We start from the raw sequence: 26,095 nt of genomic DNA, 5'->3' as shown, positions 1-26,095 counted from the left end.
TTACGTGACGGCTCGCGTGGCCGACGCAAGACACAAGCGCAACGCGAACCGCAACGCAGCAGCGAACTCAATCGCGCGTCAGTTCACCGTCGACAAGACGCCAGATGGCGAGCGGATTGCCGTGCTTGAGCGCTTCCGGCAGCAGCGTGTCGGGCACCGACTGATAGCACACCGGCCGCAGGAAACGGTCGATGGCGGTCGCGCCCACCGAAGTCGTACGCGTGTCGGAGGTTGCCGGGAACGGGCCGCCGTGCACCATCGCGTGGCAGACTTCCACGCCGGTCGGAAAGCCGTTGAACAGCACGCGGCCGGCCTTGCGTTCGAGCGTGGGCAGCAGCGTGCGCGCCTGTTCGTAATCGCCCTCGTCGAGTTGCACCGTGGCCGTCAACTGGCCGCTCATACGGCGCAGCACCGCACGCAGTTCGCCGATATCGCGGCATGCCACGATCAGCGAGCTTGGCCCGAAGATCTCTTCTTCCATGGCGGCTTGCGCGAGGAACGCGCGCGCCTCGGTGCGCAGGAGCGTGGGCACCGCGTCGTGCGCGCCGCTCGTGGCCACGCCGTGCGCGAGTTCGCTCACGCCCTCGAGCGCGCTCAGGTGCGAGACGCCGCGGCAATACGCGGCGTGAATGCCGGGCGTGAGCATGGTCGCGGCCTGCTTCGCGGCGATGGCTTGCGCGGCCGTTGCGCAGAATGCGTCGAGCGCCGCGCCTTCGAGCGCGAGCACGATGCCGGGATTCGTGCAGAACTGACCCACGCCGAGCGCCACGGAATCGGCGAAATCACGGGCGATCTGCTCGCCGCGCGCGGCCAGCGCCTCGGGCAACAGCACGACCGGGTTGATGCTGCTCATTTCCGCGTAGACGGGGATCGGCTCGGGGCGCGCCTGCGCGATACGTAGCAGCGCGAGCCCGCCCTGACGCGAGCCCGTGAAGCCCACCGCCTGGATCTCGGGATGCGCGACAAGCGCTTCGCCGAGCCAGATGCCTTCGCCGATCAGCAGCGAGAACACGCCTTCGGGCATGCCGGTTTCGCGCGCGGCGCGCTGGATCGCGCGGCCGACGAGTTCCGAGGTGCCCAGATGCGCCGGGTGCGCCTTCACGATCACGGGGCAACCGGCCGCCAGCGCCGAAGCCGTGTCGCCGCCCGCCACCGAGAACGCCAGCGGGAAGTTGCTCGCGCCGAACACGGCCACCGGGCCGAGGCCGATGCGGCGCAGACGCAGGTCGGCGCGCGGCAGCGGCGCGCGCTGCGGCTGGGCGGGATCGACGATCGCGCCGTGCCAGCGGCCTTCGCGCACGAGCGTGGCGAACAGCTTCAACTGGCCGACGGTGCGGCCGCGCTCGCCTTCGAGACGCGCGATGGGCAGCGCCGTTTCGGCATGCGCGCGCTCGATCAGCTCCGCGCCCAGATCGACGATCGCCTGCGCGATCGCTTCGAGAAACGCCGCGCGCTGCGCGTCGGGCAACTGGCGATACGGGTCGAACGCCTCGCCCGCCAGCGTGCAGGCGCGTTCGAGATCGTCCTTCGTGGCCGTGCCGAACGCCGGTTCGAGCTTTTCGCCCGTGGCGGCCGCGACGGCATAGGTTGCGTTGCCCGCGCCCTTGATGGCCGCGCCGCCGATAAACATCTCGCCTTGAATGGTGCTGGTCATGATTACTTGCTCAAACGGCTAACGGGAGTGATCTGCAGCGGGTCGGTGCGCAGTTCGATGAGAGCGGGCTTGCCCGCCTGCTGGGCGCGTTCGAACGCCGCCGCGAAGTCTTCGGTGCGCTCCACGCGTTCCGCGTGCGCGCCGAACGCCTGCGCCATCGCCACGAAATCGGGGTTGACGAACTGCGTTGCCGAAACGCGGCCCGGATACTCGCGCTCCTGGTGCATGCGGATCGTGCCGAGCATGTTGTTGTTCACGACGATCGTGATGAGCGGCGCGTTGAACTGCACGGCCGTGGCCAGTTCCTGCGGATACATCATGAAGCAGCCGTCGCCCGCGAAGCAGACCACCGAACGCTTCGGGTCGGCCAGCGAAGCGGCCACCGCCGCCGGGAAGCCGTAGCCCATCGCGCCGTTGGTGGGCGCGAGTTCGGTGCCGGGGCTGCGATAGCGATAGAAGCGGTGCACCCAGACCGTGTAATTGCCTGCGCCGTTCGAGATCACGGCGTCTTCGGGCAGCACGTCGTTCAGATGCGCGACGACCTGCGCGAGATCGACGCCCTGGATCTGCGGATTCGCGGGCGGCGTCGAGTGCGCGAGGTAGTCGGCGCGGGCCGCTTCGGTCCAGCCGTGCCAGCGTTCGCGCGCGGCCGTGCTCGCGGGCGCCACGCCGTCGAGCGCGAGCGCGAAGGCGCGCAGCGAGGCGTGGATCGGCAGACGCGCCTGATACACGCGGCCGAGTTCTTCGGCGTCGGGGTGCACGTGGATCATCGGCTGCTTCGTCACCGGGCTCGTGAACAGCGTGTAGCCCGACGAGGTGGTTTCCGCGAGACGCGAGCCGATCACGAGCACGAGGTCGGCGTTGGCCGCGCGCTCCGAGAGCTTCGGCGAGATGCCCAGACCGAGCTGGCCGACGTAATGCGGATCGCGATTGTCGAACAGGTCCTGGCGGCGGAACGAGGCCGCCACGGGCAGATTGTTCGCGTGCACGAAGCGCTTGAGCGCCGCGAGCGATTCGGCATTCCAGCCCGTGCCGCCGACCACGACGAGCGGACGCTCGGCCGCTTCGAGCAGCGTGCGCATTTCCTCGAGCGCGGCCGCTTCAGGCGCGGCGTGGGCGATGCGCACGGGCGGCGCGTCGGCGACCGTGGCCGAGCCGAACAGCACGTCTTCGGGCAGTGCGATCACGACCGGACCCGGACGGCCCGACTGCGCGATGCTGAACGCCTTCGCCACGATCTCGGGAATGCGCTCGACGCTCTCGATCTGCGTGACCCACTTGGCGAGGCCGCCGAACATCTGGCGGTAGTCGACTTCCTGGAACGCGCCGCGCCCGATCATGCTTTGATCGACCTGACCGATGAAGAGAATCATCGGCGTGGAGTCTTCGTTGGCCGTGTGCACGCCGTTGCTCGCGTGCGTGGCGCCGGGGCCGCGCGTGACGAAGCAGATGCCGGGGCGGCCCGTGAGCTTGCCGTAGGCGTCGGCCATGTTCGACGCCGCGCCTTCGTGGCGCGTCGTGATGGTGCGCACGCCATGCGTGTCGTGCAAGGCGTCGAGCACCGGCAGATAGCTTTCGCCGGGCACGCAGTAGACGGTGTCGACGCCGTTGCGCGCGAGCGCATCGACGAGAATGCGGCCGCCGTTGCGCGGCTGTGCGGTTTCGGACATGAGTTTCTGGCTCCTTGGATCGGGGTCGGCGCGCGGTGCCCGCATGCGCGTTGGAATGCCTGAAATTATGCGCGGCGTCCCCGGCAACGGCCGTGCGCGCACCGCATAGCAGCTATGCGCCGCTTTCCGGCTTCCGCCGCCGGCATGCGCTCGCCCCGATAGTGTAATCAAGGCGACCGTAAGCAAGCTTACGGTCTGTTACCAAACTAGCAGCGTCGTATCACCTGTGTCTTTACGCGCTTCTTACACTCGAATCCATGCTCATCAGCAACGCACGCGAGTGCGAAGGAGTCAGACATGAAGCGAACGATTCTTGGCGCGGTTAGTGTGGCGATCGGCGCGGCGGCGCTGGCCTTCTCGGCGGCGGCGTCCGCGCATGTGGATGTGGCCGTGGGGATCGGCGTGCCGGGCGCGGCCTACGCGCCGGCACCGGTCTACGCGGCGCCCGCGCCGGTGGCGATCGGCTATCGCGACGACTGGCGCGAACGCCGCTGGCGCGAACACGAATGGCGTCGCCGCGAGTGGCGTCGTCACGAATGGCGCGAGCACGAGTGGCATGAACGCGAGCGCTACCAGCAAGGCCGCTGGGGTTATTGATACGGCTTTCGCGTGAGGACGCGCGGCGGCCATCGGCAAACGTTTTCCGCTTGTTTTCGCCGATGGCCGCCGCGTGCGTTTTATCGTGTTTGACTGAACCGCTCAGGCGCGAATCAAGCCGGGATCAGCCGCTGCGCCTTCAATGCCTCGAACAGATCGAAGAACGCGTCCGGCGTGCTCTGATAGTCGAGAAAACCGGCCTTGCGGCTCTTGGTCATGTCGGTGACGACTTCCATCGGGCGGCCGAGGTCGGCGTCGGTGTGCCACCACGACGCGAGGCGCTCGATCTCCGGTTCTTTCAGATCATGCTTTGCGGCGATCTCGCGCCATTCGTGCGCGGCGTTTTGCATGCGGCCTTCGAGCGGCCGCACGGTGCCGTCGAACGGCGCCGCCTCGACGCCGAAATAGTCCGCCAGCAACGTCCACAGCGTCTTCCAGCGGAACACGTCGCCGTTTGCCACGTTGAAGGCTTCGTTGCGCCCCGCGGCGTTCGTCGAGGCCCATTCGAGATGCCGCGCGAGCAGGCGCGCATCGGTCATGTCCGTGAGACCGTGCCATTGCGCGGCCGAGCCGGGAAACACGAACGGCTGGCCGCTTTGCTTGCAGAGCGTCGCGTAGACGGCGAGCGTTTGCCCCATGTTCATGGCGTTGCCGGGCGCGAACCCGATAACCGTATGCGGACGATGCACGCTCCACGTGAAGCCGTCGCGGGCCGCCGCCTCGAACAGGCGATCCTCCTGCTCGTAGTAGAAGTTCTCGACCGGCTGGCGCCCTTGCGCCTCGCGAAACGGCGTGTCGGGCACCGCGCCCGACGCATAGGCTTCGAACGGCCCGAGATAGTGCTTGAGGCCGGTCACGAGCGCCGCGTGTTGCAACGTCTTCGTGCGGCCGAGCGCGTCGAGCACGTTGCGCACCATCGCGCCGTTCACGCGAATGTTGTCCTGCTCGTTCGCCCGGCGCGACCACGCGGTGAAAAACACGTGCGTGGCCGCGAGATCCGCCGTGGCATGCGCGACCGAAGCGGCGTCGGTGAGATCGGCCACGATCGGCGTGCAGCCCGTCACGCCCGCATTGCGTCCGCGCGACAACCCGTGCACGCGCCAGCCGCTCGCCAGCAGGCGCTGCGCCAGCGCGCGCCCGACAATGCCGCTCGCGCCCACGATCAGCGCCTGTTTATCCGCTTCTTTGCTCATTCATCGCTCTCCGTGCGTCGAAGTCACGATGTTAATTCGGACTGAAATTCCTATCTCCGATAAAATTTCGTCACTTTAGCGAATTCACGTCATCAATCGATCATGTCCAACGTGCCGGCCACCGAGCGCCTGAAAGGCATCGTCCCGTTCGTCTGGGCCGCCGATGCGGGCAGTTTCACGGCCGCCGCCGAGCAGTTGAATCTCACGAATTCGGCGGTGAGCAAGAGCATCGGGCGGCTCGAACAGCGGCTCGGCGTGAAGCTGTTCGAGCGCACCACGCGCAGCCTCGCGCTCACCGACGCGGGCCGCGCGTTCTACGACACCTGCAGCCGCATGCTCGCCGACCTGAGCGAGGCCGAAGCGACGCTCGCCGCGCAGCAGCGCGAGCCGGTGGGCACGGTGCGCATCGCCTTGCCCGCGTCGTTCGGGCGGCTATGTGTCGTGCCCGTGCTGCTGGCGTTCGCGGCGCAATACCCGGAAGTGCGTCCGCAGTTGCTGTTCGCCGATCGCTTCGTCGATCTCGCCGAGGAAGGCATCGATCTGGCCGTGCGCATCGGCGGCCCGCGCGACTTGCCGGCGTCGCAAACGCAGCGCGTGCTGGGCCGCGAGCGGCTGATCTTCTGCGCCGCGCCCGCGTGGCTCGAACGGCGCGGCACGCCGCGCGCCATCGACGATCTGCAGGATCACGACTGCATCGTCTACGGCCGCCCCGACGGCACGCCATTGCCGTGGACCTATGCGCAGGCGGATGGCCGCGTCGGCCAGTGCGCGGTGCGCCCGCACGTCGTGGCCGGCGACGCCGAAGCGCAACTCGCCTTCGTGCGCGCGGGACTGGGCATCGCGCAACTCGCGACCTGGCTCGTGCGCGACGACCTGCGGGCGGGACGCCTTGTCGAAGTGCTCGCCGACGCCGCCACCGACGGCCTGCCGCTCAGCGTGCTCTGGCCCGTGGCGCGCCAACGCGTGCCAAAGGTCAGCGTGCTCGCGCGTATGCTCGAAGCCCAGTTGCGGATTCGCTGAACGCGAGGTGGTCGATAATGCCTTCATCGCGCGCGCCTTGAACACAGCGCGCCGCCGAACCCGGACCGACTCATGAAAAGACTGCTACTCGCCGCCGCGACCGTCGCGACGCTCGCCACGTGCACGGCGTTCAGCACCCTCGCGCACGCACAAAGCCACGAGCCCGCGCTCGCCACGCCAGCGGGCACGCTGCAATTCACGCACGCGGGCCGCGACTTCGCGGCGACGCTCGACAACGCCGAGCTCGACCGCTTCGGCGCGGCGTCGCTCACGCATTTCGACGATGTGAGCGAGCACGGCGACACGGTGCCGCGCCTGCTCGTGCAAACCGACAACGGGCCCGTGCTCTACGACCTGCGCCGCCGGCCCGCGCTGGTGCAGCGCACCGGCGTGCGCATGACGGTCCGGCGCGTGTTCTGGCAGCGCGACGAAGTGGTGCTGCAGGGCTCGCAGGGCTGGTATCGGCTGATGAACGGCAAGCTCACGAAACTGCAATCGTCAATGACGATTTATCATTGAACGCGCGGCGCCCTAGGTGCTGATTCGTAGCGTCCCGCGCTTACGCGGGCTCCTCGTCCCGCACGCCCCAGGCGGGAAACGGATCGGCGTAACGCACCCAGTTCGCGGGGCCCTCGGCCATCTCGGCGTCGCTCAACAGGCACGCGTCGAGCCGCTTGCGCAGTGCGGCTTCGTCCATCTCCATGCCGATCAAGACGAGTTCCTGGCGCGCGTCGCCCACCTCGGAATGCCAGTTCTGTTCGATGAACGCGAGCGATTCGTCGTCGCTGGGCCATTGCGACTTCGGCACCGCCGCCCACCAGAGCCCCGCCAGGCCGTGACGGCAGACCGCGCCCGCCTGCGACCACGACCCCGCGTGCGTCGGGCGGCTCGCGAGCCAGAAGAAGCCCTTCGAGCGCACCACGCCCGGCCATTCGCTGTTGACGAGCGCCCAGAAACGCTGCGGATGCAGCGGCCGGCGCGCCCGCCATACGAAGCTGCCGATGCCGTATTCCTCGGTTTCCGGCTTGTGGTCGCCGCGTAGTTCCGCGAGCCAGCCCGGCGCTTTGGCGGCTTCGTCGAAATCGAACAGCTTCGTGTCGAGCACGCGCTCGAGCGCGACGCGGCCGAACTCGCTGATCTCGATGCGCGCACGCGGATTGAGCCCGCGCAGGATCGCCATGAGCCGTTCGCGCTCGGCCTCGCTCACGAGATCGATCTTGTTCACGACGATCACGTCGCAGAACTCGATCTGCTCGATCAGCAAGTCCACCACGGTGCGATTGTCCTCCTCGCCCAGCGACTCGCCGCGCGCCTCCAGGCTGTCCTGCGAACCGTAATCGCGCAGGAAGTTGAGGGCGTCCACCACGGTCACCATGGTGTCGAGGCGCGCGACATCGGCGAGACTCTTGCCCGCCTCGTCGGCGAACGTGAAGGTTTCCGCCACCGGCAAAGGCTCCGAAATGCCCGTCGACTCGATCACGAGCTGGTCGAAGCGGCCTTCCTCCGCGAGCCGGCTCACTTCCACCAGCAAGTCCTCGCGCAGCGTGCAGCAGATGCAGCCGTTGCTCATCTCCACGAGCTTTTCGTCGGTGCGCGACAGCTCCGCGCCGCCGTTGCGCACCAGCGCGGCGTCGATGTTCACCTCGCTCATGTCGTTGACGATGACGGCCACGCGCCGCCCTTCGCGGTTGCTCAGGATGTGGTTGAGCAGCGTGGTCTTGCCCGCGCCCAGAAAGCCGGACAGCACCGTCACGGGCAGTCGCGAATCCATGGAATGACTCCTTCGATGTGGGGAACGGCGCGCCGCGGCATCGGTAAGACATCGTTTCGCGCATTTTTGTTATGTTATAACATTACCTATAAGCGGTACAAATCCGGCGGCAAATTTCCGCGTCATCGAGGCGGTGCGGTGCCTGTACAATCCCCTCGCCATGTCCGGAAGCTGGTGCAAATCCAGCGCGGTCGCGCCACTGTAATCGGCCTCCATCGCGTATCGAGCCGAAAGTCAGACCTGGGCATCGGCACATTCCAACCGCAACTCGGGGCGCGAAACCCCAGGAGAACCCAGCATGACTGCACCGGTCAGCGCGGCGCGCAGCCGCCCGCCGTTCCTCGTCCCGCCCGACCTCTGCGTGGTGCCCCCCGCCGTTCGCAACTCCGTCTAGCGCCGGCGTTCACCGTTTTCCCGTCATTGCTCGCGCCGGCTTGCCGCGGCGCGAGTTGCTGTCGCGCGCGTTGGCCTCGGCGCCTCGCCCGCGCGGCCCATAACAACAACGACTCACCACGCACCGTCGAACATGGACGCATCCACACCGCTTTTCCGCGCGCGGCGCCTTGCCGTGCACAGCGCTTTCGCCTGCACCTGCCTCGCCAACGCGGCCCCGGTTTTCGCCGATGCCGATAACGCCGCGCCCGCCGCATCGACCTCGACATCGGCATCGACATCGGCATCGACCTCGCCGACGCTACCCGCCGTCAACGTGACGGGCACCGCCGCGCGCCGCGAAGACGCCGACACGCCCGACCTCGCCGCGCCGCTCGCCACCGGCAGCCGCCTGGGCCTATCGAGCCTCGACACGCCCGCGAGCGTCGAAGCCATCACCGGCACGCAACTCACCGAACGCGGCGACAACAACGTCACGCAAGCCATCACGCGCGCGGCCGGCTTCGCCACCGACGCCGCGCCGGGCAATGGCGGCACCTCGGTGTCGGTGCGCGGCTTCAGCGGCCCCGAGTCGGTCACCACGCTCTACGACGGCCTGCGCATGTACGCGGGCGCGGGCACCGTGTCGTTCCCGTTCGACACATGGTCGGCGGAACGCATCGAAGTGCTGCGCGGCCCGGCTTCCGTGCTGTACGGCGAAGGCGGCATGGGCGGCGTCGTCAACATCGTGCCGAAGGCGCCGCAGCGCGAGGCCGCCACCACGATCCAGCTCGGCGCGGGCACCTACGGCGAAAAGCGCGTGGCACTCGACACCACCGGCGCGCTCGGCCCGATGCTTTCGTACCGCTTCTATCTCGCCGACGACCGCAACAACGGCTGGGTGCCGCGCGGCGAGTCGCACAGCACGGCCCTCGGCGGCGCACTCAAGCTCGACGTGAATCCGCGTCTCTCGTTCACGCTCGATTACGACTACGGCCGCCAGCTGCCGGCGCGCTACTTCGGCGTACCCGTGACGAACGGCGCACTCGATCCCGCGCTCGAACGCCAGAACTACAACGTCGGCAATGCGTCGATCGCGTATTACGACCAGTGGACGCGCCTCAATACGAAGTGGAACGCCGCGCCCGGCATCACACTGCGCAATCAGCTCTATTACCTGCTGACCAACCGTCATTGGCACGACAGCGAAAGTTACTCGCTGACCGGCGACGGCAACGTGCTGCGCAGCGACTACCTCGAGATCCTGCATCACGAAAAGCAGGCCGGCGATACGCTCGACGCGACCTTCGACGGCCATCTGCTCGGCCGCCAGGATCGCCTCGTCGTGGGCGCGGACTTCAACGTGATCTCGTTTCTCGACACGAGCAATTCGCCCTATGACGGCTCCTCCGTCGTACCGCAGTTCGGCTTCGATCCGGGCGTGTTCGCGAGCCCCGATCCGACCGTGCCGCAGTTCCAGACCACCACGCATCAGGCGTCGGTCTACGCGGAAAACCGCCTCGAACTGACCGATCGCCTCGCGTGGATCGCGGGCCTGCGCTACGACCATCTCGACTATCACCGCGACACCTTCGCGACCGTCAACGGTCCCGCTTCGTCGTTCGATCGCACCTTCGCGCACACGGGCTGGCGCACGGGTCTCGTGTTCGCGCTCACGCCCGACTTCTCCGTGTACGCGCAGTACACCACGGGCGCGGACGGCGTCGGTTCGCTCGTCACGCTCTCGAAGTCGAGCAGCCAGTTCTCGCTCGCGAGCGGCACGCAATGGGAAGCCGGTGTGAAGCAGCAACTGTGGGGCGGCCGCGCCTCGTGGACGCTCGCGTTCTATCAGATCGTCAAGCGCGATCTGCTGAGCGTCGACCCGTCGAATCCCGACGTCACGCAGCAAGTGGGCAAGCAGTCGTCGCGCGGCGTGGAGTGGACGGGCGCGGTGCAACTGGGCGGCGGCTGGTCGATCGACGCCAACGCCTCGCTGCTGCGCGCGCGTTACGACGACTTCAACGAGGTCGAGAACGGCCAGAGCTTCTCGCGCGCGGGCAACGTGCCGTACGACATTCCCGAGCAGACCGCGAACGTGTGGCTCGACTGGGCTTTCGCGCCGGGCTGGCGCGCGGGCGCGGGCGTGCATTACGTGGGCCGTCGTTTCGGCGATAACGCCAACACCGTCGCCATTCCGAGCTACACGCTGATCGACGCCTCGGCGTCGTGGCGCGTCACCCGCAACCTCACGCTCGCGCTGTATCTGCGTAACCTCACGAACCGCGTCTATGCCGTGACGACGCAGAACGACGGCGGCGAATGGCTGCTGGGCGCGCCGCGTTCGGGCTGGGTCACGGCAACGATGAAGTTCTAGCCGCCGGTTCCTCTTCGCGAAGCCCGTCATGTCCTTGCATATCGACGAACTCACCTGGTCGCCCGCGGGCGGCTCATCCGGGGGCGCCGCCGCCCGCGCCCTGCTCAGGTCGATCGCGCTCGCGGTGCGGCCCGGCGAGTTCGTCGGGCTGATCGGGCCGAACGGCAGCGGCAAGACGAGCCTGCTGCGCTGCGCGTTTCGCTACGCGAAGCCGCAACGCGGCACGATCGCGCTCGACGGCAGCGAAGTCTGGGCGCAATCGGCGCGCTGGAGCGCGCAGCGCATCGCCGTGCTGTTGCAGGACGCGCCCGACGACTTCGGGCTCAGCGTGGAAGAAGTCGTGGCGATGGGGCGCACGCCGCACCGGCGCGCGCTCGACGGCGAGACGCCCGACGACCGCGCCCGCCTCGATCGCGCGCTCGCCGACACCGGCCTCGCCAATTTGCGCACGCGCCCCTTCGCGACGCTTTCGGGCGGCGAGCGGCAACGCGCGCTGCTCGCGCGCGCGCTCGTGCAGGCGCCGCGCGTGCTGATGCTCGACGAACCGACCAATCATCTCGACCCGCGCCATCAACTCGAGCTGCTCGCGCTCGTGAAGCGGCAGCGCATCGCCACGCTCGCCACGATCCACGACCTCAATCTCGCCGCCGCGTTTTGCGACCGGCTGTACGTGATCGCCGCTGGCGAGATCGTCGCGCATGGCACGCCCGAAAGCGTGCTCACCGAGGCGCTGCTCGAACGCGTGTATGGCGTCGAGGCGCTCGTGGATCGACATCCTGTCAGCGGTTGTCCGCGCATCACGCTCATCGCACCGACTTTCGAATCGCCATGATGAAAACGACCCGACTCTCCGCGTTACTGCTGATACTCGGCAGCGCCGCTTTCCACGCTGCCCACGCGGCGCACTATCCCGTGACCGTGCCAAGCTGCAACCGCCAGGTGACGTTCGCGCACGCACCCTCGCGCGCCGTGAGCAACGACGTCAATCTCACGGAAATGCTGCTCGCGCTCGGCGTGCGCGCGCGCATGGCGGGCTACACCGGCATCAGCGGCTGGAAGACCGCGAATCCGCAACTCGCAGCCGAACTCAAAGGCTTGCCCGAACTCGCGCAGCGTTATCCCTCGCTCGAAACGCTGGTGGCCGCGCACGCCGATCTCTACGTCGCGGGCTGGAATTACGGCATGCGCGTGGGCGGCCCGATCACGCCCGCGACGCTCGCGCCGTTCGGTATCGCCACGTACGAACTCACGGAGTCGTGCGCGCACGTGATGCCGCGCCCGGCCGCCTCGCTCGACGACGTCTACAACGACTTGCGCAATCTGGGCGCGATCTTCGACGTCGATGCGCGCGCGCAAAGCGTGATCGCCGCGATGCAGGCGCGCGTGGCCGCCGTCGCGAAGGCGCTGAACAGCACGCACGAACGCCCGCGCGTATTCGTCTACGACAGCGGCGAGGACAAGCCCTTCACGGCGGGCGACCTGGCCATGCCGACCGCGCTGATTCGCGCGGCGGGCGGCCGCAACGTCATGGACGACCTCGCGCAAAGCTGGGCCCAGGTCAGTTGGGAAAGCGTGGTGGCGCGCGACCCGCAAGTGATCGTGATCGTCGATTACGGCGCGGTCACGGCCGCGCAGAAAGCGGCGTTCCTGCTCGGCTCGCCCGCGCTCGCGAACGTCGCGGCCATCCGCAACCGGCGCTTCGTGGTCGTGCCGTACGACGCCGCCACGCCCGGCGTGCAGAACGCGCAGGCCATCGAAACGCTCGCGCGCGGCCTGCATCCCGAAGCGTTCGCCGCCGCCCCGCAACGATGAAGGTGCGCGCCTCGCGGGTTACGTTGCTCGCCGCGCTCGCGGCCGTGCTCGCCGTGTCCGTCGTGCTGGCCGTGGGCTGCGGTTCGACGCCGATCGCCGCGCGCGACGTGCTGCACGCGATCGCCGCGCACGTGCTGGACGGCGTGCCCGCGAGCGCGACGAACGACGCCATCGTCTGGGAAATTCGTTTGCCGCGCGTGCTGCTGGGCGCGCTGGTGGGCGCGGCGCTCGCCCTGGCGGGCGCGGTGCTGCAAGCCGCCACCGCGAACCGGCTCGCCGATCCGCATCTGCTCGGCGTGAGCGCGGGCGCGAGCGTCGGTGCCGTGGCGGCCACGCTGTGGCTCGGCGCGGCATGGGGCGCGCTCACGCTGCCCGGTTGCGCGTTCGCGGGCGCGCTCGCGGCCACGGCGCTCGTGATCGCGTGCGGCACGCACGGCACGCGGCATCGCCAGTTCGACGCGCAGCGCCTGCTGCTCGCGGGCGTGGCCATTTCGTTCGTGCTGATGGCGCTCGCGAATCTGCTGCTGTATCTCGGCGATCAGCGCTCGGCGACTTCGGTGCTGTTCTGGATGCTGGGCGGTCTCGGCCTCGCGCGCTGGTCGCTGCTGGGCGTGCCCGCGGCGCTCGTCGGGATCGGCGCGCTCCTGCTGCTCGGCCGCCGGCGCGAACTCGACGCCCTCATGAGCGGCGACGTCGCCGCCGTGACGCTCGGCGTGAACGTCGCGCGCCTAAGGCGCGAACTCTTCGTGGTGTGCTCGCTGCTCACGGCGGGCATGGTCGCGGTGAGCGGCGCGATTGGCTTTGTCGGGCTGGTGGCGCCGCACGTGGCGCGGCGGTTCGCCGGTGCGAGCCACGCGCGCATGCTGCCCGTTTGCGCGCTCGTGGGCGCGATCATGCTGATCTGGGCCGACGTGATCGCGCGCACGCTGATCGCCCCCGACGACTTGCCGATCGGCGTGGTGACGGGCTTGTTCGGCGGCGTGTTTTTCGTGTGGCTCGTGCGCGGCGCGCGCTGAACCGGCGTCACCGCGCCCGCGCCCTCACTCCGGGTCCACCGCCGCCTCTTCCGCATACGCCGGCCAGAACAGCTGCTCGAAGCACTGCGGCGAAACCGGTGTCGAATACAAGAACCCTTGCGCGAAATCGCAGCCGATGCCTTTGAGAAAATCGCGCTGCTCGACGGTTTCCACGCCTTCGGCGATCACCTGAATGCCGAGCTTGTGCGCGAGCACCACCATCGCCTCGCAGAGCACCTGATTGCCTTCGTCGACGTTGAGGTTCTGCACGAACGAGCGGTCGATCTTGAGGTAATCGATGTCGAAGCGCTTCAGATACGCCAGCGACGAATACCCCGTGCCGAAGTCGTCGATGGAAATGCCGATGCCCGCGCGGCGGAAGTCCACCAGTTTGTCGTCGATCTTCGCTTCGGCGTGCAGCAGCAGCCCTTCGGTGATTTCCACCGCCACGCCCTGGCCCGGCATGCCCGCGTGGTCGAGATATTCGCACCAGCGCTCGCACATCAGCGTGTCCTGCCGGACCTGCACCGGCGACATGTTCACGCTGATCTGGAACGACGCGTCGTAACGCGCGCGCCATTGCCGCGCCTGCTCCACGGCCTGCTGGAACACCCAGTCGCCGATCGGCACGATCAGGCCCGTGTCTTCGGCGAGCGGAATGAAGTCGAGCGGGCTCACCATGCCGCGCTCGGGATGCTGCCAGCGAATCAGCGCCTCGGCCTTGCACACGCGGCCCGTCGCGAGATCGACCACGGGTTGGTAAAGCACGCGCAACTGGTTGCGCGGCAGCGCGGCGCGCAGGTCGCTCGTGAGGCGCAGGCGCTTTTCCGCTTCCACGGGCATGTCGCGCGTGAAGTAGCTGAAGCCGTTGCGGCCCGCGTTCTTCGCGGCGTACATCGCCTGGTCGGCGTGCTTGAACAGCGTGTCGAGTTCCTCGGCGTCGTCGGGGAACACCGTCACGCCGATACTCGCGGAGATATACGCCTCGTCCGTGCCGAGCTTGAACGGCTCGGTCAGCTTGCGGTTGATGTCGCGCGCGGTCTGCTCGACCAGCGCCATGTCGTCGAGGTCGGGGAGGATCACCGTGAACTCGTCGCCGCCCAGCCGCGCGACCGTGTCCACTTCACGCACGCATTCGCTGATACGCCGCCCCGCCTCGATCAGCAGCACGTCGCCGGTGTCGTGGCCGAGCGAGTCGTTGACTTCCTTGAAGCGGTCGAGATCGATCAGCATCAGCCCCATGCGCCTGCCGGCGCGGCGCGTCTGGGTCGCCTCCTGGTTCAGCCGGTCATGGAACAACTGGCGATTCGGCAGGCCCGTGAGCGCGTCGAAATTGGCCTGCTTCCAGATGGTCGCCTCGAACGCCATGCGATCGGACAGATCGCGCCCAACCGCCAGCACCGAGGTGATATGCCCCGCGAGATCGACTTCCGGCGTGATGCGGATATGCGTGCATTGCTCCTGGCCGTCGCGGCCGGTCCAGCGCAGCTCGAACTGCGTCTTCTGGCCCGTGGCGATCACTTCCTGGATCTTGCGCTCGTACACGAGCGCGTTCGGGCCGCCCGGCAACTCCGAAGGCCGCTTGCCGAGCGAGGCGGCAAGCTCGCAACCGGCCGAGGCACAGAACGCCGGGTTCGCATAGGTGCGCCGCAAGTCGCGGTCGTAGCGCGTGATCGTGTCGGGCGAATTGTCGATGAGCGTGCGCGCCTCGCGCTCGCGCGTGACGAGCTCCGAAGTGCGCTCGACCACGGTCTGTTCGAGCGACGCGTTGATCTCCTTGATCTTCTGGATCTTCTGCCGGATGGCGGCGCGCATGCGCTCGAAGCGGTGCGAGAGCCGCGCGAGTTCGTCGCCGTCGCCTTCCTCGTCGCCGTCGACGTCGTCGAGCGCGCCCGCGCCGCCGCCGGTCGCGTGCATGCGGCGCACGAGATCGCGCAGCGGCGCGGAAATGCTGTGCGAAATGAACCACGCCAGAAAGATCGACAGCAAAAAGCCCGAGATGCCGATCACCACGATCTGCGTGCGCACGGCCTGCGCTTCGGCCGTCAGGCTTTTTTCGGCGATGGTGCTCACCACGAACCACGTCGTGCCCGGAATGCGCGAGTAGGCGGCAAGATAGCGCCCGCCGTGCTTGCCCGAGTACATCACGAAGCGGCTCGCTTCGCCCGACTCGGCGTGGCGCGCGATATCGTCGGCGAGTCCCGGTTCCGGCGTCGTGCCCGCCGCGGCGGCGGCCGAGTTGTCGGCCACCACGATCAGCTTGTTGTCGCTCGCGTCGAGCACGTAGATTTCAGTACCGCTGCCCGAAGCGACGTCGTTGAAGATGGTCGAGAAGAACTCGGGGCGCACCACCAGCACGAGATTGCCGATCTTGCGATTGTTGGTCTTGTCGTAGATCGCGCGCACCATGCCGAGATTCTGCTGGCCCACACCGTCGTCGTAACTGCCCCAGTAGCTGCGCTCATGCGCGGCCTCGGCGCGCGCGACGAGCGTGGTCACGCCCGCCGTGAGCTGCGCGAACGCCTGCGTGTCGAGAATCTTGTCGTTGCCGTCGAGCAGATACTTCTGGTTGATGAAATCGACGGAACCGTAGTGATCGAGCAGCAGGCGCGTCATGTCCTGGCGCGCCTCGCTCTGCTCGCGCGCGTTGCCGCTCGCGACCCGCGCGAGCGCACCCTGCACGCGGTCGGAAAGCACCAGCAGGTTGCTCTCGGTTTCGATCTGCTCCATGCGCAGTTGCACATTGCGCGACACCTGGCGCACGACTTCCTTCGAGAAGATCTGCGCGTTCTCCTTGATCGCCGCAATCGACTTCACATAGGAAATGCAGCCCGAAATCACCACGGGCAGCAGCGAGAGCACGATGAACGCCGCGATCAGCCGATACCGGATCTCGACGCGCCGCAGCAGGTCCTGGCAGAAGTAATCGAAGGCGCGTTTGAGCCACGCGGAAAGTGAGTTCATTTGTAATGCATCTTCGCTTCAGTCTTGACCGATTCGTCGAGGCGCTTCGCGGCTTCGCGCGGCGTGATCTTCTTCAGCAGCACGTCGTGCATGAGGTTGTGCACGAGTTCGATCGTGTTGGAAGGCAGCGACGAATAATACGGGCTCGCCGTGACGGGATAGCGGCTGAGCGTCTGCGTATAGGCGACGATCTCGCGGTCGCTCACGGCCGTGCCCGCGCCGTTCTCGAACGGCGAAATGTTGTGGCGCTTGCGCTGCAGAATGGGGAAACCCCGGCCGGCGATGAACTCCAGGAAGCGCATGGCGGCGGCCTTGCGCGGCGTCTCGCACACCGCGAAGCCGGTTTCGCTGCCGAGCACGGGCACGACCGTCTGGCCCGGCGCGTTCCACGGCGGCACGAAAACGCCCGCCTCGAAGCGGTTGCCGCGCATCATCATGCCCGCCGCCCAGCTGCCCTGGAAGGCCATCGCTGCCTGGCCGTCCTTGAAGAGGCGCATGCCTTCGTCGTAGCCGGTGGTCATGAACGCGGGCTGCACGTAGCCGCGCTCGGGAATCAGCGCGATGCGCGCGAAGATGTCGGCGACTTCCGGCGTGTTCAGGTTCAGCGTGCCGTCGGCCATCTTCTGCTTCCAGTCGGGCTCGCGCGCCACCACGTTGTTCGCGAACCCCGAGGCGAACGGCCCGTTGCCGAGCATGTTCGGGAAGCCGCCGTTCCACATGATGGGGATCATGCCCGCGCGCTTGAGCCGGGCGCACACGTCGAGAAACTCGTCGAAGTTGGTCGGCAGCGTCTTGATGCCCGCTCGCGCGAACATCGCGCGGTTGTAGTAGATCATCGTCGTGGCCACGCCGCCCGAGATGCCGAAACCCTTGCCGCGCCGGCTGGTCCAGTCGCCCTTGAGCGGTTCCAGCATCTGGCTCCACGCCGTGGTCCCGCGCACGTCGGCCAGAATGCCCTGGTCGGCGAGTTCCGCCGCGTAGGCGTTCGGATTCACGCTGATGAGGTCGGGCAACGTGCCCGCGGCCACGCGCGGCTTGATGTTCTCCTCCACCGAGTTGCCGATCATGAACTGCACGTTCACGTGCACGTCCGGATTGGCCTGGTCGAACTCGGCGGCGATCTTGAGCATTTCCTCGGGCCAGTCGGGCGCCCACACGAGCGCGGTGACGGTCGTGCGCACGGGCGCGGCGGCGGTAGCCGCGCGCGTCGCGTCGCGCGGCTCGCAGCCGCCGAGCGCGAGCAGGCAGAGCAAGCCGGTCAGGCCGCCAATCAACGCCGCAAACTTGAGTCCTCGCACGTCACGCTCGCTTTCGGGTTCGGGATAGCTGGGGTCAGAAAACCACCCTGCTTATCGGCAGAAATCGGGGGCAGCTTGAGGGTTTGGCGCGGAGCGCGGCGCGTCAGTCTTCTTGCCAGGGCGGTTGCCGGAACCGCTCGCTCAACCAGTCGACGAACGCGCGCGTTTTCGCGGGCTCGTTCTTGCGCGAGGCGCGCACGACGCTCAGTTTTTCGTCGTCCGACACGGTCCATGCGGGCAGGATGCGCACGAGCTTGCCTTCATGCAGTTCGCGCCCGACCAGCCAGTTGGCGCCGAGCATGATGCCCGCGCCGCGCATGGCCGCGTGGATCGCGGTATCGACGTCGTCGGTGGCGAGTTGCGCGTGCACGCGCACGGCGTGATGCTCGCCGCGCCGCTGCAGGTGCCAGACCGGCCAGCTCGCGAGGGGCGTGAAGCCGATGCACGGCCGGTGCGCGAGATCGCGCGGATGCGCGACGTGGCCATGGCGGCGCACCCACTCGGGCGAGGCGCACAGCAGCCGCTGCATGGTCGCGAGCGGCTTCGCGACCAGCCGGCTGTCCTCGAGCTTGCCGATGCGCAGGCCCACGTCGTAGCGCTCGGCGATCAGGTCGACATAGCGGTCGCTGAGGCTGCACTCCACTTCCAGCGACGGGTAGCGCGCCAGGAATTCCGGCAGATGCGGCGCCACCCAGCGGCGCCCGAAACCGGCAGGCAGGCTCACGCGCAGCAGGCCCGTGGGCGTTTCGGCCATCGAGCGCGCCTCGTCTTCCGCCGCGCGCAGGATCGCGTGCGCCTCGCCGAGGCGGGCCCGGAAGCGCGCGCCCGCCTCGGTGGCCGCGACGCGCCGGGTCGAGCGCTCCAGCAGCCGGATACCGAGGCGGGCTTCGAGCGCCGCGACCCGGCGCGAGATCACGGAGCCGTCGCGGCCCAGCATGCGCCCCGCCGCCGTGAAACTGCCGGTTTCCAGCACGGCGAGAAAGGCTGTCGTCTGATCCGCTTGCAGGCTGTCCATTCATGCGCCCCATGCAGCAATGTCGTGTTTTGGCGATCGATTTTAGCGTGCGCGGCTCGGTAGCATGGTCTTACCCCATTCGAAGGAGAACACCATGCAAGCCTTCCAGTTGACCGCCGGCGAGACCTACCGTTTGCAGCGCAGCGACCTGCCCACACCCGCGCCGCGTGCCGGCGAAGTACTGGTCAAGCTGCACGCGGCCAGCCTCAACTATCTCGATCTGATGGTGGCGCGCGGCCGCTTCGGCGAGATTGCGCCCGGCTTCATCCCCGGCACGGACGGCGCGGGCGAGATCGCCGCGCTGGGCGAGTGCGTGGAGGGCTGGGCGGTGGGCGAGCGCGTGATCGTCGGGACTTTCGCCGACTGGGCCGCCGGGCCTTACACGCATGAGGCCGGCAAGCGCATCCGCGGCGTGTCGATGCCGGGCTCGCTCGCGCAATACGCCGTCGTGCCGGTCACGGCGCTCGTGCGTCTGCCCGCGTCGCTCTCGTACCGCGAGGCCGCGAGCTTGCCGATTGCCGCGACCACGGCGTGGAACGGGCTCGTGGCGGGCGCGGTGCGGCCCGGCTCGACCGTGGCCCTGCTCGGCACGGGCGGCGTGAGTCTCTTCGCGCTGCAACTCGCGAAGGCGGCAGGCGCACGCGTGCTGATTGCCTCGTCGTCCGATGCCAAGCTCGAACGCGCGCGCGCCCTGGGCGCCGACGATCTCGTCAACTACCGCACCACGCCCGCATGGGACGAGGCCATGCTCGCGGCCACCGGCGGGCGCGGCGCCGATCTCGTGCTGGAAACCGTGGGGCCCGCCACGTTCCAGCGCTCGATCAACGTGGCGGCCATCGGCGGGACGATTTTCACGCTGGGCTTCGTGAGCGGCATGGACGTGACGTTTCCCGTGCTCGCCATCATGCTCAAGACGCTCAAGATCGTGGGCAGTCAGACGGGCTCGACGGCCAATCTCGCCGAGGTCACGCGCGCCATCGCCCAGTCGCGCATCGAACCGGTGATCGACCGCGTCTTCGCTTTCGAGGAAACGCCGCAAGCCTATGCGTATCTTCAGGAAGCGCATCACTTCGGCAAGGTGGTGGTCGACATCGCGGCCGGTTGAGCCCGGCCCGCGCGCAACCCGATTGTTCGTCTCATGCCACCAGTCAATTCGTCTGCGGCCGCTTTATCGCGGCGTCGCGTCCCCCTACATTGATACCCAACGCCGGCGCATCGTTCGCTGCTTCGCACGCCGAGGTGCGCCGGCCTCCATCCATGGCACGAGTTACGCAGAGGGATTCATCATGAGCAAGCTGGCAGGCAAGGTGGCGGTGGTCACGGGCGCGTCGAAGGGCATTGGCGCGGGCATCGCGAAGGCGCTCGCGGCGCAAGGCGCGGCGGTGGTGGTCAACTACGCGAGCAGTCAGGCGGGCGCGGACGCGGTCGTGGCCGCGATCACGGCGGCCGGCGGCAAGGCCGTGGCCGTGGGAGGCGACGTCTCGAAGGCCGCGGATGCGCAAGGGATCATCGATACGGCGATCGAAACTTATGGCCGCCTCGATATTCTCGTGAACAACTCGGGTGTGTACGAATTCGCGCCGATCGAAGCAATCACCGAGGCGCACTATCGCCGGCAATTCGACATCAACGTGCTCGGCGTGCTGTTCACCACCCAGGCCGCCGTCAAGCATCTCGGCGAAGGCGCGAGCATCGTCAACGTGAGTTCGGTCGTGACGAGCCTCACGCCGCCCGCCACCGCCGTGTACAGCGGCACCAAGGGCGCGCTCGATGCCATCACCGGCGTGCTCGCGCGCGAACTCGGGCCGCGCAAGATTCGTGTGAACGCGATCAATCCGGGGGTGGTCGTGACCGAAGGCGCGCACAGCGCGGGCGTGATCGGCTCCGAGTTCGAAACCAGCGCGCTCGCGCAAACGCCGCTCGGCCGCCTCGGGCAACCGGACGATATTGCCGCGGCCGTGGTGTTCCTCGCGTCGGACGACGCGCGCTGGCTGACCGGCGAACATATCGTCGCCAGCGGCGGCATGCGTTAAGCCAGGTAGATCACCGGTCCACGATCCGGAGCGCTCGACACGCGCCGGGTCGTGGCGTCAGCCAATCGATCCCATGCTCGACTGCTGATAATTCTCGATGCCGATCTTGTCGATCAGGCCGAGTTGCGTTTCCAGCCAGTCGATATGGTCTTCGGTGTCGTCGAGAATTTCGACGAAGATTTCACGCGATACGAAATCGCGCACCGACTCGCAATACACGATGGATTCCTTGCACTGCCCCTGCGCGATGTACTCGAGTTTCAGGTCGCATTCGAGCGCTTCGCGCACGCTCTCGCCCACGAGCAGCTTGCCCAGATCCTGAAGATTCGGTAAGCCGTCGAGCATCAGAATGCGCTCGATGAGTTTGTCGGCATGCTTCATCTCCTCGATCGATTCTTCATACTCATGCTTGCCGAGCGCTTCGAGCCCCCAATGTTTGTAAAGCCGCGCATGCAAAAAGTACTGATTGATGGCAGTGAGTTCGTTCTTCAATTCCGCGTTCAGGTACTGAATCACTTTCGGATCGGCTTGCATGGCGGCTCCCTTGTTTTCGGCGGACTGGGTTGACCGTATCAGCATAGGCTTTCAGAAGCGAGGCCGCGCGAACGGAGGCGTCAATCAGAAGCATTCCCGTCTCGCCGAATATGGCGATTCCGCCTATCGTGCCGAGGTTGCCGACACACGCGTCATTGGGGCATGAACAGCTCGCGCGGCCGTGTCAGTCGACGCGTCAGGCTTCGGCAGACCGGAAGCACGCCAAAAGCACCGCGCGTGCTGAAACGGCATCATGGCGACAGCGCGCAACACACTCCGGGAGACGCCATGCGCACGCTCAAGATCATGGAACACATCTCGCTCGACGGCGTGATTCAATCCACCGGCGAAGACGATTTTCCCTATGCCGACTGGACCGTGCCGTATCGCACGCCCGCCGGCCGCGACGCCGTCCTCGCCGAACATGGCGAAAACTTCGACTTGCTGCTCGGCCGCCGTACCTACGATCTGTGGTCGGACTACTGGCCCAAGGCGCCAGGCGGTCCGATGGCCGACGGCCTGAATGCGGCCACGAAGTACGTGGTCACGCATCGGCCCGAAAGCCTGAAATGGGGCCCGCACAGCTGCGTGGGCGAAGACCTTGCCGAAGGCGTCCGGCGGATCAAATCGCAGGACGGCCCGCAACTGATCCTGTGGGGCAGTTCGACATTGACCTCGACCTTGCTCGAACACGGTCTCGTCGACGAACTGCTGCTCATCGTGTATCCCGTGCTGGTGGGCGCCGGCAAGCGCTTTTTCGCGCAAGGCACACCGGCGTGTTCGTTCGAACTCCTAAAAACCCACACCACGTCAACGGGCGTCAATCTTTGCACCTATCGTTGCGCGGGGCCGCTCGAAACCTGACGCGCTCAGTCGAGCGGCACGGTCAGCCGGTCGATCACGCCCTGGGTCTGCGGCCGCACGCCGCGCCACCATGCGAAGGCTTCAGCCGCCTGCTCCACCAGCATGCCCACGCCGTCCGCGACTCCGGCAACGCCCGCATTGCGCGCGAGCCGCAGAAACGGCGTGAGGCGCTTGCCGTAGGCCAGTTCGTAAGCCGTGCCCTGTGGACTGAACACGCCCGGCGGCACGGGCGGCAAGTCGCCGGTCAGGCTCGCGGAGGTGGCGTTCACCACCAGATCGAAGCGCCCCAGGCGCTCGAGTTCGCCGTAAGCGCAGGCCAGCACCGGCCCCTGCGCAGCCACTTGCGACGCCAGCCTCTGCGCCTTGTCGACATGACGATTCGCGATCACGAGTTCGGCGGGGCACGCGCCCAGAAACGGCAGCAACGCGCCGCGCGCCGCGCCGCCCGCGCCGAGCAGCAGCACGCGCTTGCCTGCGAGCGGGGCATGCAGATTCACCTCGATGTCGCGCAACAGGCCGATGCCGTCGAAGTTCTCGGCGAGAATGCGGCCGCCTTCGAACCGGAACGCGTTGGCCGCGCCCGCGAGCGTGGCGCGCTCGCTGCGCTCGTCGGCCATGTCGAATGCGGCGAGCTTGAACGGTGCGGTGATGTTCATGCCCTTGCCGCCCGCCGCCATGAATTCGCGCACGGTCGCGGCGAACGCCTCGGCGGGCTCGCGCGGCCCTTCGATCGCCGTGTAGCGCAGCGCCTGCCGCGTGGCTTCGGCGAACAGCCCATGAATCAGCGGCGATTTGGTGTGACTGACTGGATTGCCGATCACGGCGTAAGTGTCGCTCATGGTCTCCTCACTGTTCGAACAGCACGCCGTCGGTTTGCATCGCGTCGATCTCGGCGGGCGTGAAGCCGAGCGACTGCGCGACTTCGGCGTTGTGCTGGCCGAGATCGGGCGCGACTTCGCGTATCGTCGTGTCGCACGCGGAAAAGCGGAACGGCAGGTTCGGCAAGCGCAGCGTGCCGTAACGCGGATGCTCCTGTTCGACGATCATGCCGCGCGCCTGAATTTGCGGGTCCGCGAGCACTTCGTCGATGCGTTGCACCTTCGCGCAGGGCACGTCGATGCCGTCGAGCAATTCGAGAATCTGCGCTACCGAGCGTGCCGCCACCCACGGCTCGACCACCGCGAGAATCTCCCGCCGATACGTGTTGCGCCCCACGCTGTCGTGAAAACGCGCGTCGGCGCCGAAACCCGGCGGCCCGCCCTGCGCTTCGACCAGCGCGGCGAAGCGTTTCCATGCATCGTCCACTTGCGCCGCGATCACCAGATCGCCGTCGGTCGCTCGAAACACGCCATACAACGTGGAGCCGGGCATGTCGTGGCCCGTTTGTTCGGGCAGCACATCGGCGAGCGTGTAGCACTGCACCGCGTATTCGTGCATCGAAACCAGCGTGTCGTACAGCGCCATGTCGATATGCTGGCCGCGCCCGCTTTTCACGCGCCCGAGCAGCGCCGCGTTGATCGCCGCCACCGCGTGAATGCCCGTGTACATGTCGCCGAGCGAAATGCGCAGGAGCGGCGGCCGCTCGCCCGGCGTGCCGACCATCTGCATGATGCCGCTTTTCGCCTCGGCGATCAGGCCGAAACCCGCGCGGTGCGCGTCCGGCCCCGTGTGCCCGTAGGCGGAAATCGAGCAGTACACGAGGCCCGGATTACGCGCGGCGAGCGCCTCGTAGCCGAGCCCGAGCTTGTCGAGCGCACCGGGACGATAGTTCTCCACGAACACGTCCGCCGAATCGCACAGACGCTCCATGAACGCCTTGCCGCGCGGGTCTTTCATGTTGACGCTCACGCCGCGCTTGCCCATGTTGAGCTGCAGGAAATAGCCGCTGCTGCGCGCATCGAGCACGGTCGCGTGCTGGCGCCCCGCGTCGCCGCTGCCCGGCCGCTCGACCTTGATCACTTCCGCGCCGAGCGCCGCGAGACAGCGGCCCACATACGGACCCGCGAGAAAGTGGCTGTAATCGACAACGCGCATGCCTTCGAGTGGACGAGCCTGGTTCATGGCGTGACTCCCGGCCGGCGCGGCACCATCAAGCGATGCTCGCCGCGCTGCACCACTTCACCGTGCTGGTTGATGAGTTCCGAAGGCAGCACGACGATGCCCCAGCCGGGACGGCTCCGGCTCGCCCGCATCGCGCCCACGCGAAACTTCACGTGCAGCACATCGTTGACCTTGATCGGCAGCACGAAGTCCCAGCTCCAGCCCAGCGACATGCCCGGCAGAAAGCGGTACGCGCTCTGCGTTTTCAGGCCGTCGGCAATGGAGAGGCCGAACAGCCCATGCGCGACGAGGCAGCCGAAGTGGCTCGCGTTCGCGTAGTCTTCGTCCACGTGCACGGGCGTGTGATCGCCCGTGAGATCCGCGTACGCGAGAATGCGCTCCTTCGTGACGGTGTACGACGGGCTCACGCAGGCGTCGCCTTCGCTCGCGTCGTCCCAGTATTTCTCGACGATCGGGGTGGTCGTCATGTCATGCCTCCGCGCGCGGGTCGATGGCGAGCGCCTGCGCCACGCAGCGCGCCGGTTTCGCCTGAATGAATTCGATGGCGAGGCCATCGGGCAAACGCAGCCAGTTCGCGCCTTGCGGCATGGGCTGCACGTCGTGGCGGCGCGCGGCGGCGAGCGCCGCTTCGACGTCTTCGCACATGATGCCGAGATGGCCCAGCCGCCCTTCCGGCCCCGCGAACCCGGGCTGGTGGATGAACTGCATGCCGCCGAGCGTCCAGTACTGGCGCGGCGTTTCGGGCGTGCCGTCCACTTCGCGCATCGTCATGCCGAACACCTGCTCGAAAAAGCGGATATGCCAGTGGATGTCGCGCACGAACACGGCCACGTGTTCGAGGTAGGCGCGCGGCGCGCTCATGCCCGCACCTCGCTGCGCCCGTGACGCTCGCGATCGGCCATGGCGCGTTCGAGACCCTTGATGCAGGCCACGAGCGTCGCGTTCACCGGCGTGGGCACGCCATGGCGCGCGCCCCAGCGCACGACCGAGCCGTTGATGAAGTCGATTTCGGTGATGGAGCCTTTTTCGAGGCTTTGCAGCATCGAGGTCTTGAAGGCGGCGGGCAGGCCTTGCGCCGCCAGCGTCCACGCCTGCTCGGGATCGGTCATCGAGAGCGTCACGCCCGCGGCCTGGGCGGCGGCGATCGCTTCGGCCACGGCCGCGAGCGAGGCGGCCTTGAGCAACGGTTCGTCGTAAAGCTGGCCGTAGGTCAACGAGGTAATGCCGGTGAGCGCGCCCGTGGCGACGTTCACGAGCAGCTTGTCCCACATGGTGCCGACGATGTTGTCGCTCACTTGCGTGGCCAGGCCTGCGCCGCTGAACGCTTCGGCGATCCGACGCGCGCGTTCCGTCACGCGCCCGTCCAGTTCGCCGACGATAGTGGGCTTGCCCACCACGCCGGACTCGATATGGCCCGCGCCGCGCAGCACGCCGCCCACGTAGGTCTTGCCCGCAAGCACGCGTTCGCGGCCCACGACATCCGCGAGAATGTCTTCGTGACCGAGACCGTTTTGCAGCGAGAGCACCACGGTTTCGGGGCCCGCCAGCGCCAGCGCGCCGCGCATGGCCGCCTCAGTATGAAACGACTTGACGAGCACGATCACGACGTCGGCCACGCCCGCCTCGCCCGGCTCCGTGGTCGCGCGAACCGGAACCCGGCGCGTACCGCGCGCGTCGTCCACGCGCAAGCCCTGCGTTCGCATCGCCTCCACATGCGCGGGCGAGCGGTCGATCAACCAGGTCTCGTGGCCGCCTTCGGTGAGTGTCGCGCCGATCGCGCAGCCCAGCGCGCCGGCACCCAGAATGGCAATTTTCAAGAGCGTCTCCTTAACGTGTGACGTCACGAT

23 protein-coding genes are annotated in these 26,095 nt (G+C 67.6%); 10 read left to right on the top strand and 13 right to left on the bottom strand.

The features are described from left to right. Positions 1–67: 67 nt before the first annotated feature. On the bottom strand, positions 68–1,654 hold the full coding sequence (locus FAZ98_RS25885) for an aldehyde dehydrogenase (NADP(+)) (protein WP_158955403.1): 1,587 nt from the start codon (positions 1,652–1,654) through the stop codon (positions 68–70). Between the two features lie 2 nt (positions 1,655–1,656). Beyond that, positions 1,657–3,324 (bottom strand): thiamine pyrophosphate-binding protein, encoded by a 1,668-nt coding sequence (locus tag FAZ98_RS25880; RefSeq protein ID WP_158955401.1) that lies wholly within the window; start codon positions 3,322–3,324, stop codon positions 1,657–1,659. Positions 3,325–3,621: 297 nt separating this feature from the next. Here FAZ98_RS25880 and FAZ98_RS25875 point away from each other — a divergent pair, with 297 nt between their 5' ends. Next, on the top strand, positions 3,622–3,921 hold the full coding sequence (locus FAZ98_RS25875) for a hypothetical protein (protein ID WP_158955399.1): 300 nt from the start codon (positions 3,622–3,624) through the stop codon (positions 3,919–3,921). A 113-nt stretch (positions 3,922–4,034) separates the two neighbouring features. Here the strand turns inward: FAZ98_RS25875 and FAZ98_RS25870 are convergent, their stop codons facing one another. Beyond that, on the bottom strand, positions 4,035–5,114 hold the full coding sequence (locus tag FAZ98_RS25870) for an SDR family oxidoreductase (RefSeq protein WP_158955397.1): 1,080 nt from the start codon (positions 5,112–5,114) through the stop codon (positions 4,035–4,037). 102 nt (positions 5,115–5,216) lie between these two features. On the opposite strand from FAZ98_RS25870, the gene FAZ98_RS25865 reads away from it, so the two are divergent. Both FAZ98_RS25865 and FAZ98_RS25860 read left to right on the top strand, forming a co-directional pair. Continuing rightward, positions 5,217–6,134, top strand: a complete 918-nt coding sequence (locus tag FAZ98_RS25865; RefSeq protein WP_158955394.1) for a LysR family transcriptional regulator — start codon at positions 5,217–5,219, stop codon at positions 6,132–6,134. Positions 6,135–6,206: 72 nt separating this feature from the next. After that, the gene (locus FAZ98_RS25860; protein WP_158955392.1) at positions 6,207–6,653 is read left to right on the top strand and encodes a hypothetical protein; all 447 of its coding nucleotides are present in this window, start codon (positions 6,207–6,209) and stop codon (positions 6,651–6,653) included. Positions 6,654–6,693: 40 nt separating this feature from the next. Here the strand turns inward: FAZ98_RS25860 and zigA are convergent, their stop codons facing one another. Further along, positions 6,694–7,905 (bottom strand): zinc metallochaperone GTPase ZigA, encoded by a 1,212-nt coding sequence (gene zigA, locus FAZ98_RS25855; RefSeq protein WP_158955390.1) that lies wholly within the window; start codon positions 7,903–7,905, stop codon positions 6,694–6,696. 526 nt (positions 7,906–8,431) lie between these two features. Here zigA and FAZ98_RS25850 point away from each other — a divergent pair. Genes FAZ98_RS25850 through FAZ98_RS25835 form a run of 4 tightly spaced genes read left to right on the top strand, consistent with a single transcriptional unit; the run spans position 8,432 to position 13,479 of the window. Beyond that, positions 8,432–10,651 (top strand): TonB-dependent receptor, encoded by a 2,220-nt coding sequence (locus tag FAZ98_RS25850; RefSeq protein WP_158955388.1) that lies wholly within the window; start codon positions 8,432–8,434, stop codon positions 10,649–10,651. 28 nt (positions 10,652–10,679) lie between these two features. Further along, positions 10,680–11,483 carry an ABC transporter ATP-binding protein gene (locus FAZ98_RS25845; protein WP_158955386.1) on the top strand — a complete coding sequence of 268 codons (804 nt, stop codon included), beginning with the start codon at positions 10,680–10,682 and terminating at the stop codon, positions 11,481–11,483. Continuing rightward, positions 11,480–12,463, top strand: a complete 984-nt coding sequence (locus tag FAZ98_RS25840) for an ABC transporter substrate-binding protein (RefSeq protein WP_158955384.1) — start codon at positions 11,480–11,482, stop codon at positions 12,461–12,463. Before FAZ98_RS25845 ends, FAZ98_RS25840 begins: the two co-directional genes overlap by 4 nt. Beyond that, entirely contained in the window at positions 12,460–13,479 is a 1,020-nt protein-coding gene (locus FAZ98_RS25835; RefSeq protein WP_158955381.1) for a FecCD family ABC transporter permease, read from the top strand. The genes FAZ98_RS25840 and FAZ98_RS25835 overlap by 4 nt, the downstream gene beginning before the upstream one ends. A 24-nt stretch (positions 13,480–13,503) precedes the next feature. Here FAZ98_RS25835 and FAZ98_RS25830 read toward each other — a convergent pair whose 3' ends face one another. The 3 genes from FAZ98_RS25830 to FAZ98_RS25820 all read right to left on the bottom strand — a co-directional run bounded on the left by FAZ98_RS25830 (position 13,504) and on the right by FAZ98_RS25820 (position 18,756). After that, complete coding sequence (locus tag FAZ98_RS25830; protein WP_158955379.1) at positions 13,504–16,443, bottom strand: bifunctional diguanylate cyclase/phosphodiesterase; 2,940 nt, start codon at positions 16,441–16,443, stop codon at positions 13,504–13,506. Then, a complete protein-coding gene (locus tag FAZ98_RS25825; RefSeq protein WP_158955377.1) occupies positions 16,440–17,741 on the bottom strand; it encodes an ABC transporter substrate-binding protein in 1,302 nt (433 codons plus the stop codon). Before FAZ98_RS25825 ends, FAZ98_RS25830 begins: the two co-directional genes overlap by 4 nt. Before the next feature lie 103 nt (positions 17,742–17,844). Continuing rightward, a complete protein-coding gene (locus FAZ98_RS25820; protein ID WP_158955375.1) occupies positions 17,845–18,756 on the bottom strand; it encodes a LysR family transcriptional regulator in 912 nt (303 codons plus the stop codon). A gap of 94 nt (positions 18,757–18,850) precedes the next feature. Here FAZ98_RS25820 and FAZ98_RS25815 point away from each other — a divergent pair, with 94 nt between their 5' ends. Next, the gene (locus tag FAZ98_RS25815; RefSeq protein WP_158955373.1) at positions 18,851–19,861 is read left to right on the top strand and encodes a zinc-dependent alcohol dehydrogenase family protein; all 1,011 of its coding nucleotides are present in this window, start codon (positions 18,851–18,853) and stop codon (positions 19,859–19,861) included. Between the two features lie 181 nt (positions 19,862–20,042). Beyond that, positions 20,043–20,789 (top strand): glucose 1-dehydrogenase, encoded by a 747-nt coding sequence (locus FAZ98_RS25810; RefSeq protein WP_158955371.1) that lies wholly within the window; start codon positions 20,043–20,045, stop codon positions 20,787–20,789. A 57-nt stretch (positions 20,790–20,846) separates the two neighbouring features. On the opposite strand, the gene bfr is transcribed toward FAZ98_RS25810, so the two are convergent. Further along, a complete protein-coding gene (gene bfr / locus FAZ98_RS25805; protein WP_158955369.1) occupies positions 20,847–21,323 on the bottom strand; it encodes a bacterioferritin in 477 nt (158 codons plus the stop codon). A gap of 288 nt (positions 21,324–21,611) precedes the next feature. Here bfr and FAZ98_RS25800 point away from each other — a divergent pair, with 288 nt between their 5' ends. After that, positions 21,612–22,187, top strand: coding sequence for a dihydrofolate reductase family protein (locus FAZ98_RS25800; protein WP_158955366.1), 576 nt, complete (start codon positions 21,612–21,614; stop codon positions 22,185–22,187). 5 nt (positions 22,188–22,192) lie between these two features. Here FAZ98_RS25800 and aroE read toward each other — a convergent pair whose 3' ends face one another. The 5 genes from aroE to FAZ98_RS25775 are packed head-to-tail and all read right to left on the bottom strand — an operon-like array spanning position 22,193 to position 26,065. Next, positions 22,193–23,026, bottom strand: coding sequence for a shikimate dehydrogenase (gene aroE / locus FAZ98_RS25795; protein ID WP_158955364.1), 834 nt, complete (start codon positions 23,024–23,026; stop codon positions 22,193–22,195). A 7-nt stretch (positions 23,027–23,033) separates the two neighbouring features. Further along, positions 23,034–24,248: a CaiB/BaiF CoA transferase family protein gene (locus FAZ98_RS25790; RefSeq protein WP_158955362.1), complete on the bottom strand. Its 1,215-nt coding sequence runs from the start codon at positions 24,246–24,248 to the stop codon at positions 23,034–23,036. After that, positions 24,245–24,715, bottom strand: coding sequence for a MaoC family dehydratase (locus tag FAZ98_RS25785; RefSeq protein ID WP_158955360.1), 471 nt, complete (start codon positions 24,713–24,715; stop codon positions 24,245–24,247). The genes FAZ98_RS25790 and FAZ98_RS25785 overlap by 4 nt, the downstream gene beginning before the upstream one ends. 1 nt (position 24,716) lies before the next feature. Next, on the bottom strand, positions 24,717–25,109 hold the full coding sequence (locus tag FAZ98_RS25780; protein ID WP_158955358.1) for a VOC family protein: 393 nt from the start codon (positions 25,107–25,109) through the stop codon (positions 24,717–24,719). Continuing rightward, positions 25,106–26,065: a ketopantoate reductase family protein gene (locus FAZ98_RS25775; RefSeq protein ID WP_158955356.1), complete on the bottom strand. Its 960-nt coding sequence runs from the start codon at positions 26,063–26,065 to the stop codon at positions 25,106–25,108. The genes FAZ98_RS25780 and FAZ98_RS25775 overlap by 4 nt, the downstream gene beginning before the upstream one ends. Positions 26,066–26,095: the final 30 nt, after the last annotated feature.

The organism is Paraburkholderia acidisoli (assembly GCF_009789675.1).
Taxonomy (GTDB): domain Bacteria; phylum Pseudomonadota; class Gammaproteobacteria; order Burkholderiales; family Burkholderiaceae; genus Paraburkholderia; species Paraburkholderia acidisoli.
The sequence above is the reverse complement of the archived record's forward strand: the minus strand, read 5'-3'. Positions and strand labels throughout refer to the sequence as shown.

Coding starts and splice junctions, on each gene's coding strand:
- FAZ98_RS25820 (WP_158955375.1), bottom strand. CDS start 18,756: ATGGACAGCCTGCAAGCGGATCAGACGACAGCCTTTCTCGCCGTGCTG.
- FAZ98_RS25840 (WP_158955384.1), top strand. CDS start 11,480: ATGATGAAAACGACCCGACTCTCCGCGTTACTGCTGATACTCGGCAGC.
- FAZ98_RS25865 (WP_158955394.1), top strand. CDS start 5,217: ATGTCCAACGTGCCGGCCACCGAGCGCCTGAAAGGCATCGTCCCGTTC.
- FAZ98_RS25780 (WP_158955358.1), bottom strand. CDS start 25,109: ATGAGCGCGCCGCGCGCCTACCTCGAACACGTGGCCGTGTTCGTGCGC.
- FAZ98_RS25810 (WP_158955371.1), top strand. CDS start 20,043: ATGAGCAAGCTGGCAGGCAAGGTGGCGGTGGTCACGGGCGCGTCGAAG.
- FAZ98_RS25830 (WP_158955379.1), bottom strand. CDS start 16,443: ATGAACTCACTTTCCGCGTGGCTCAAACGCGCCTTCGATTACTTCTGC.
- FAZ98_RS25835 (WP_158955381.1), top strand. CDS start 12,460: ATGAAGGTGCGCGCCTCGCGGGTTACGTTGCTCGCCGCGCTCGCGGCC.
- aroE (WP_158955364.1), bottom strand. CDS start 23,026: ATGAGCGACACTTACGCCGTGATCGGCAATCCAGTCAGTCACACCAAA.
- FAZ98_RS25870 (WP_158955397.1), bottom strand. CDS start 5,114: ATGAGCAAAGAAGCGGATAAACAGGCGCTGATCGTGGGCGCGAGCGGC.
- FAZ98_RS25845 (WP_158955386.1), top strand. CDS start 10,680: ATGTCCTTGCATATCGACGAACTCACCTGGTCGCCCGCGGGCGGCTCA.
- FAZ98_RS25790 (WP_158955362.1), bottom strand. CDS start 24,248: ATGAACCAGGCTCGTCCACTCGAAGGCATGCGCGTTGTCGATTACAGC.
- FAZ98_RS25850 (WP_158955388.1), top strand. CDS start 8,432: ATGGACGCATCCACACCGCTTTTCCGCGCGCGGCGCCTTGCCGTGCAC.
- FAZ98_RS25815 (WP_158955373.1), top strand. CDS start 18,851: ATGCAAGCCTTCCAGTTGACCGCCGGCGAGACCTACCGTTTGCAGCGC.
- FAZ98_RS25885 (WP_158955403.1), bottom strand. CDS start 1,654: ATGACCAGCACCATTCAAGGCGAGATGTTTATCGGCGGCGCGGCCATC.
- FAZ98_RS25875 (WP_158955399.1), top strand. CDS start 3,622: ATGAAGCGAACGATTCTTGGCGCGGTTAGTGTGGCGATCGGCGCGGCG.
- bfr (WP_158955369.1), bottom strand. CDS start 21,323: ATGCAAGCCGATCCGAAAGTGATTCAGTACCTGAACGCGGAATTGAAG.
- FAZ98_RS25880 (WP_158955401.1), bottom strand. CDS start 3,324: ATGTCCGAAACCGCACAGCCGCGCAACGGCGGCCGCATTCTCGTCGAT.
- FAZ98_RS25860 (WP_158955392.1), top strand. CDS start 6,207: ATGAAAAGACTGCTACTCGCCGCCGCGACCGTCGCGACGCTCGCCACG.
- zigA (WP_158955390.1), bottom strand. CDS start 7,905: ATGGATTCGCGACTGCCCGTGACGGTGCTGTCCGGCTTTCTGGGCGCG.
- FAZ98_RS25800 (WP_158955366.1), top strand. CDS start 21,612: ATGCGCACGCTCAAGATCATGGAACACATCTCGCTCGACGGCGTGATT.
- FAZ98_RS25785 (WP_158955360.1), bottom strand. CDS start 24,715: ATGACGACCACCCCGATCGTCGAGAAATACTGGGACGACGCGAGCGAA.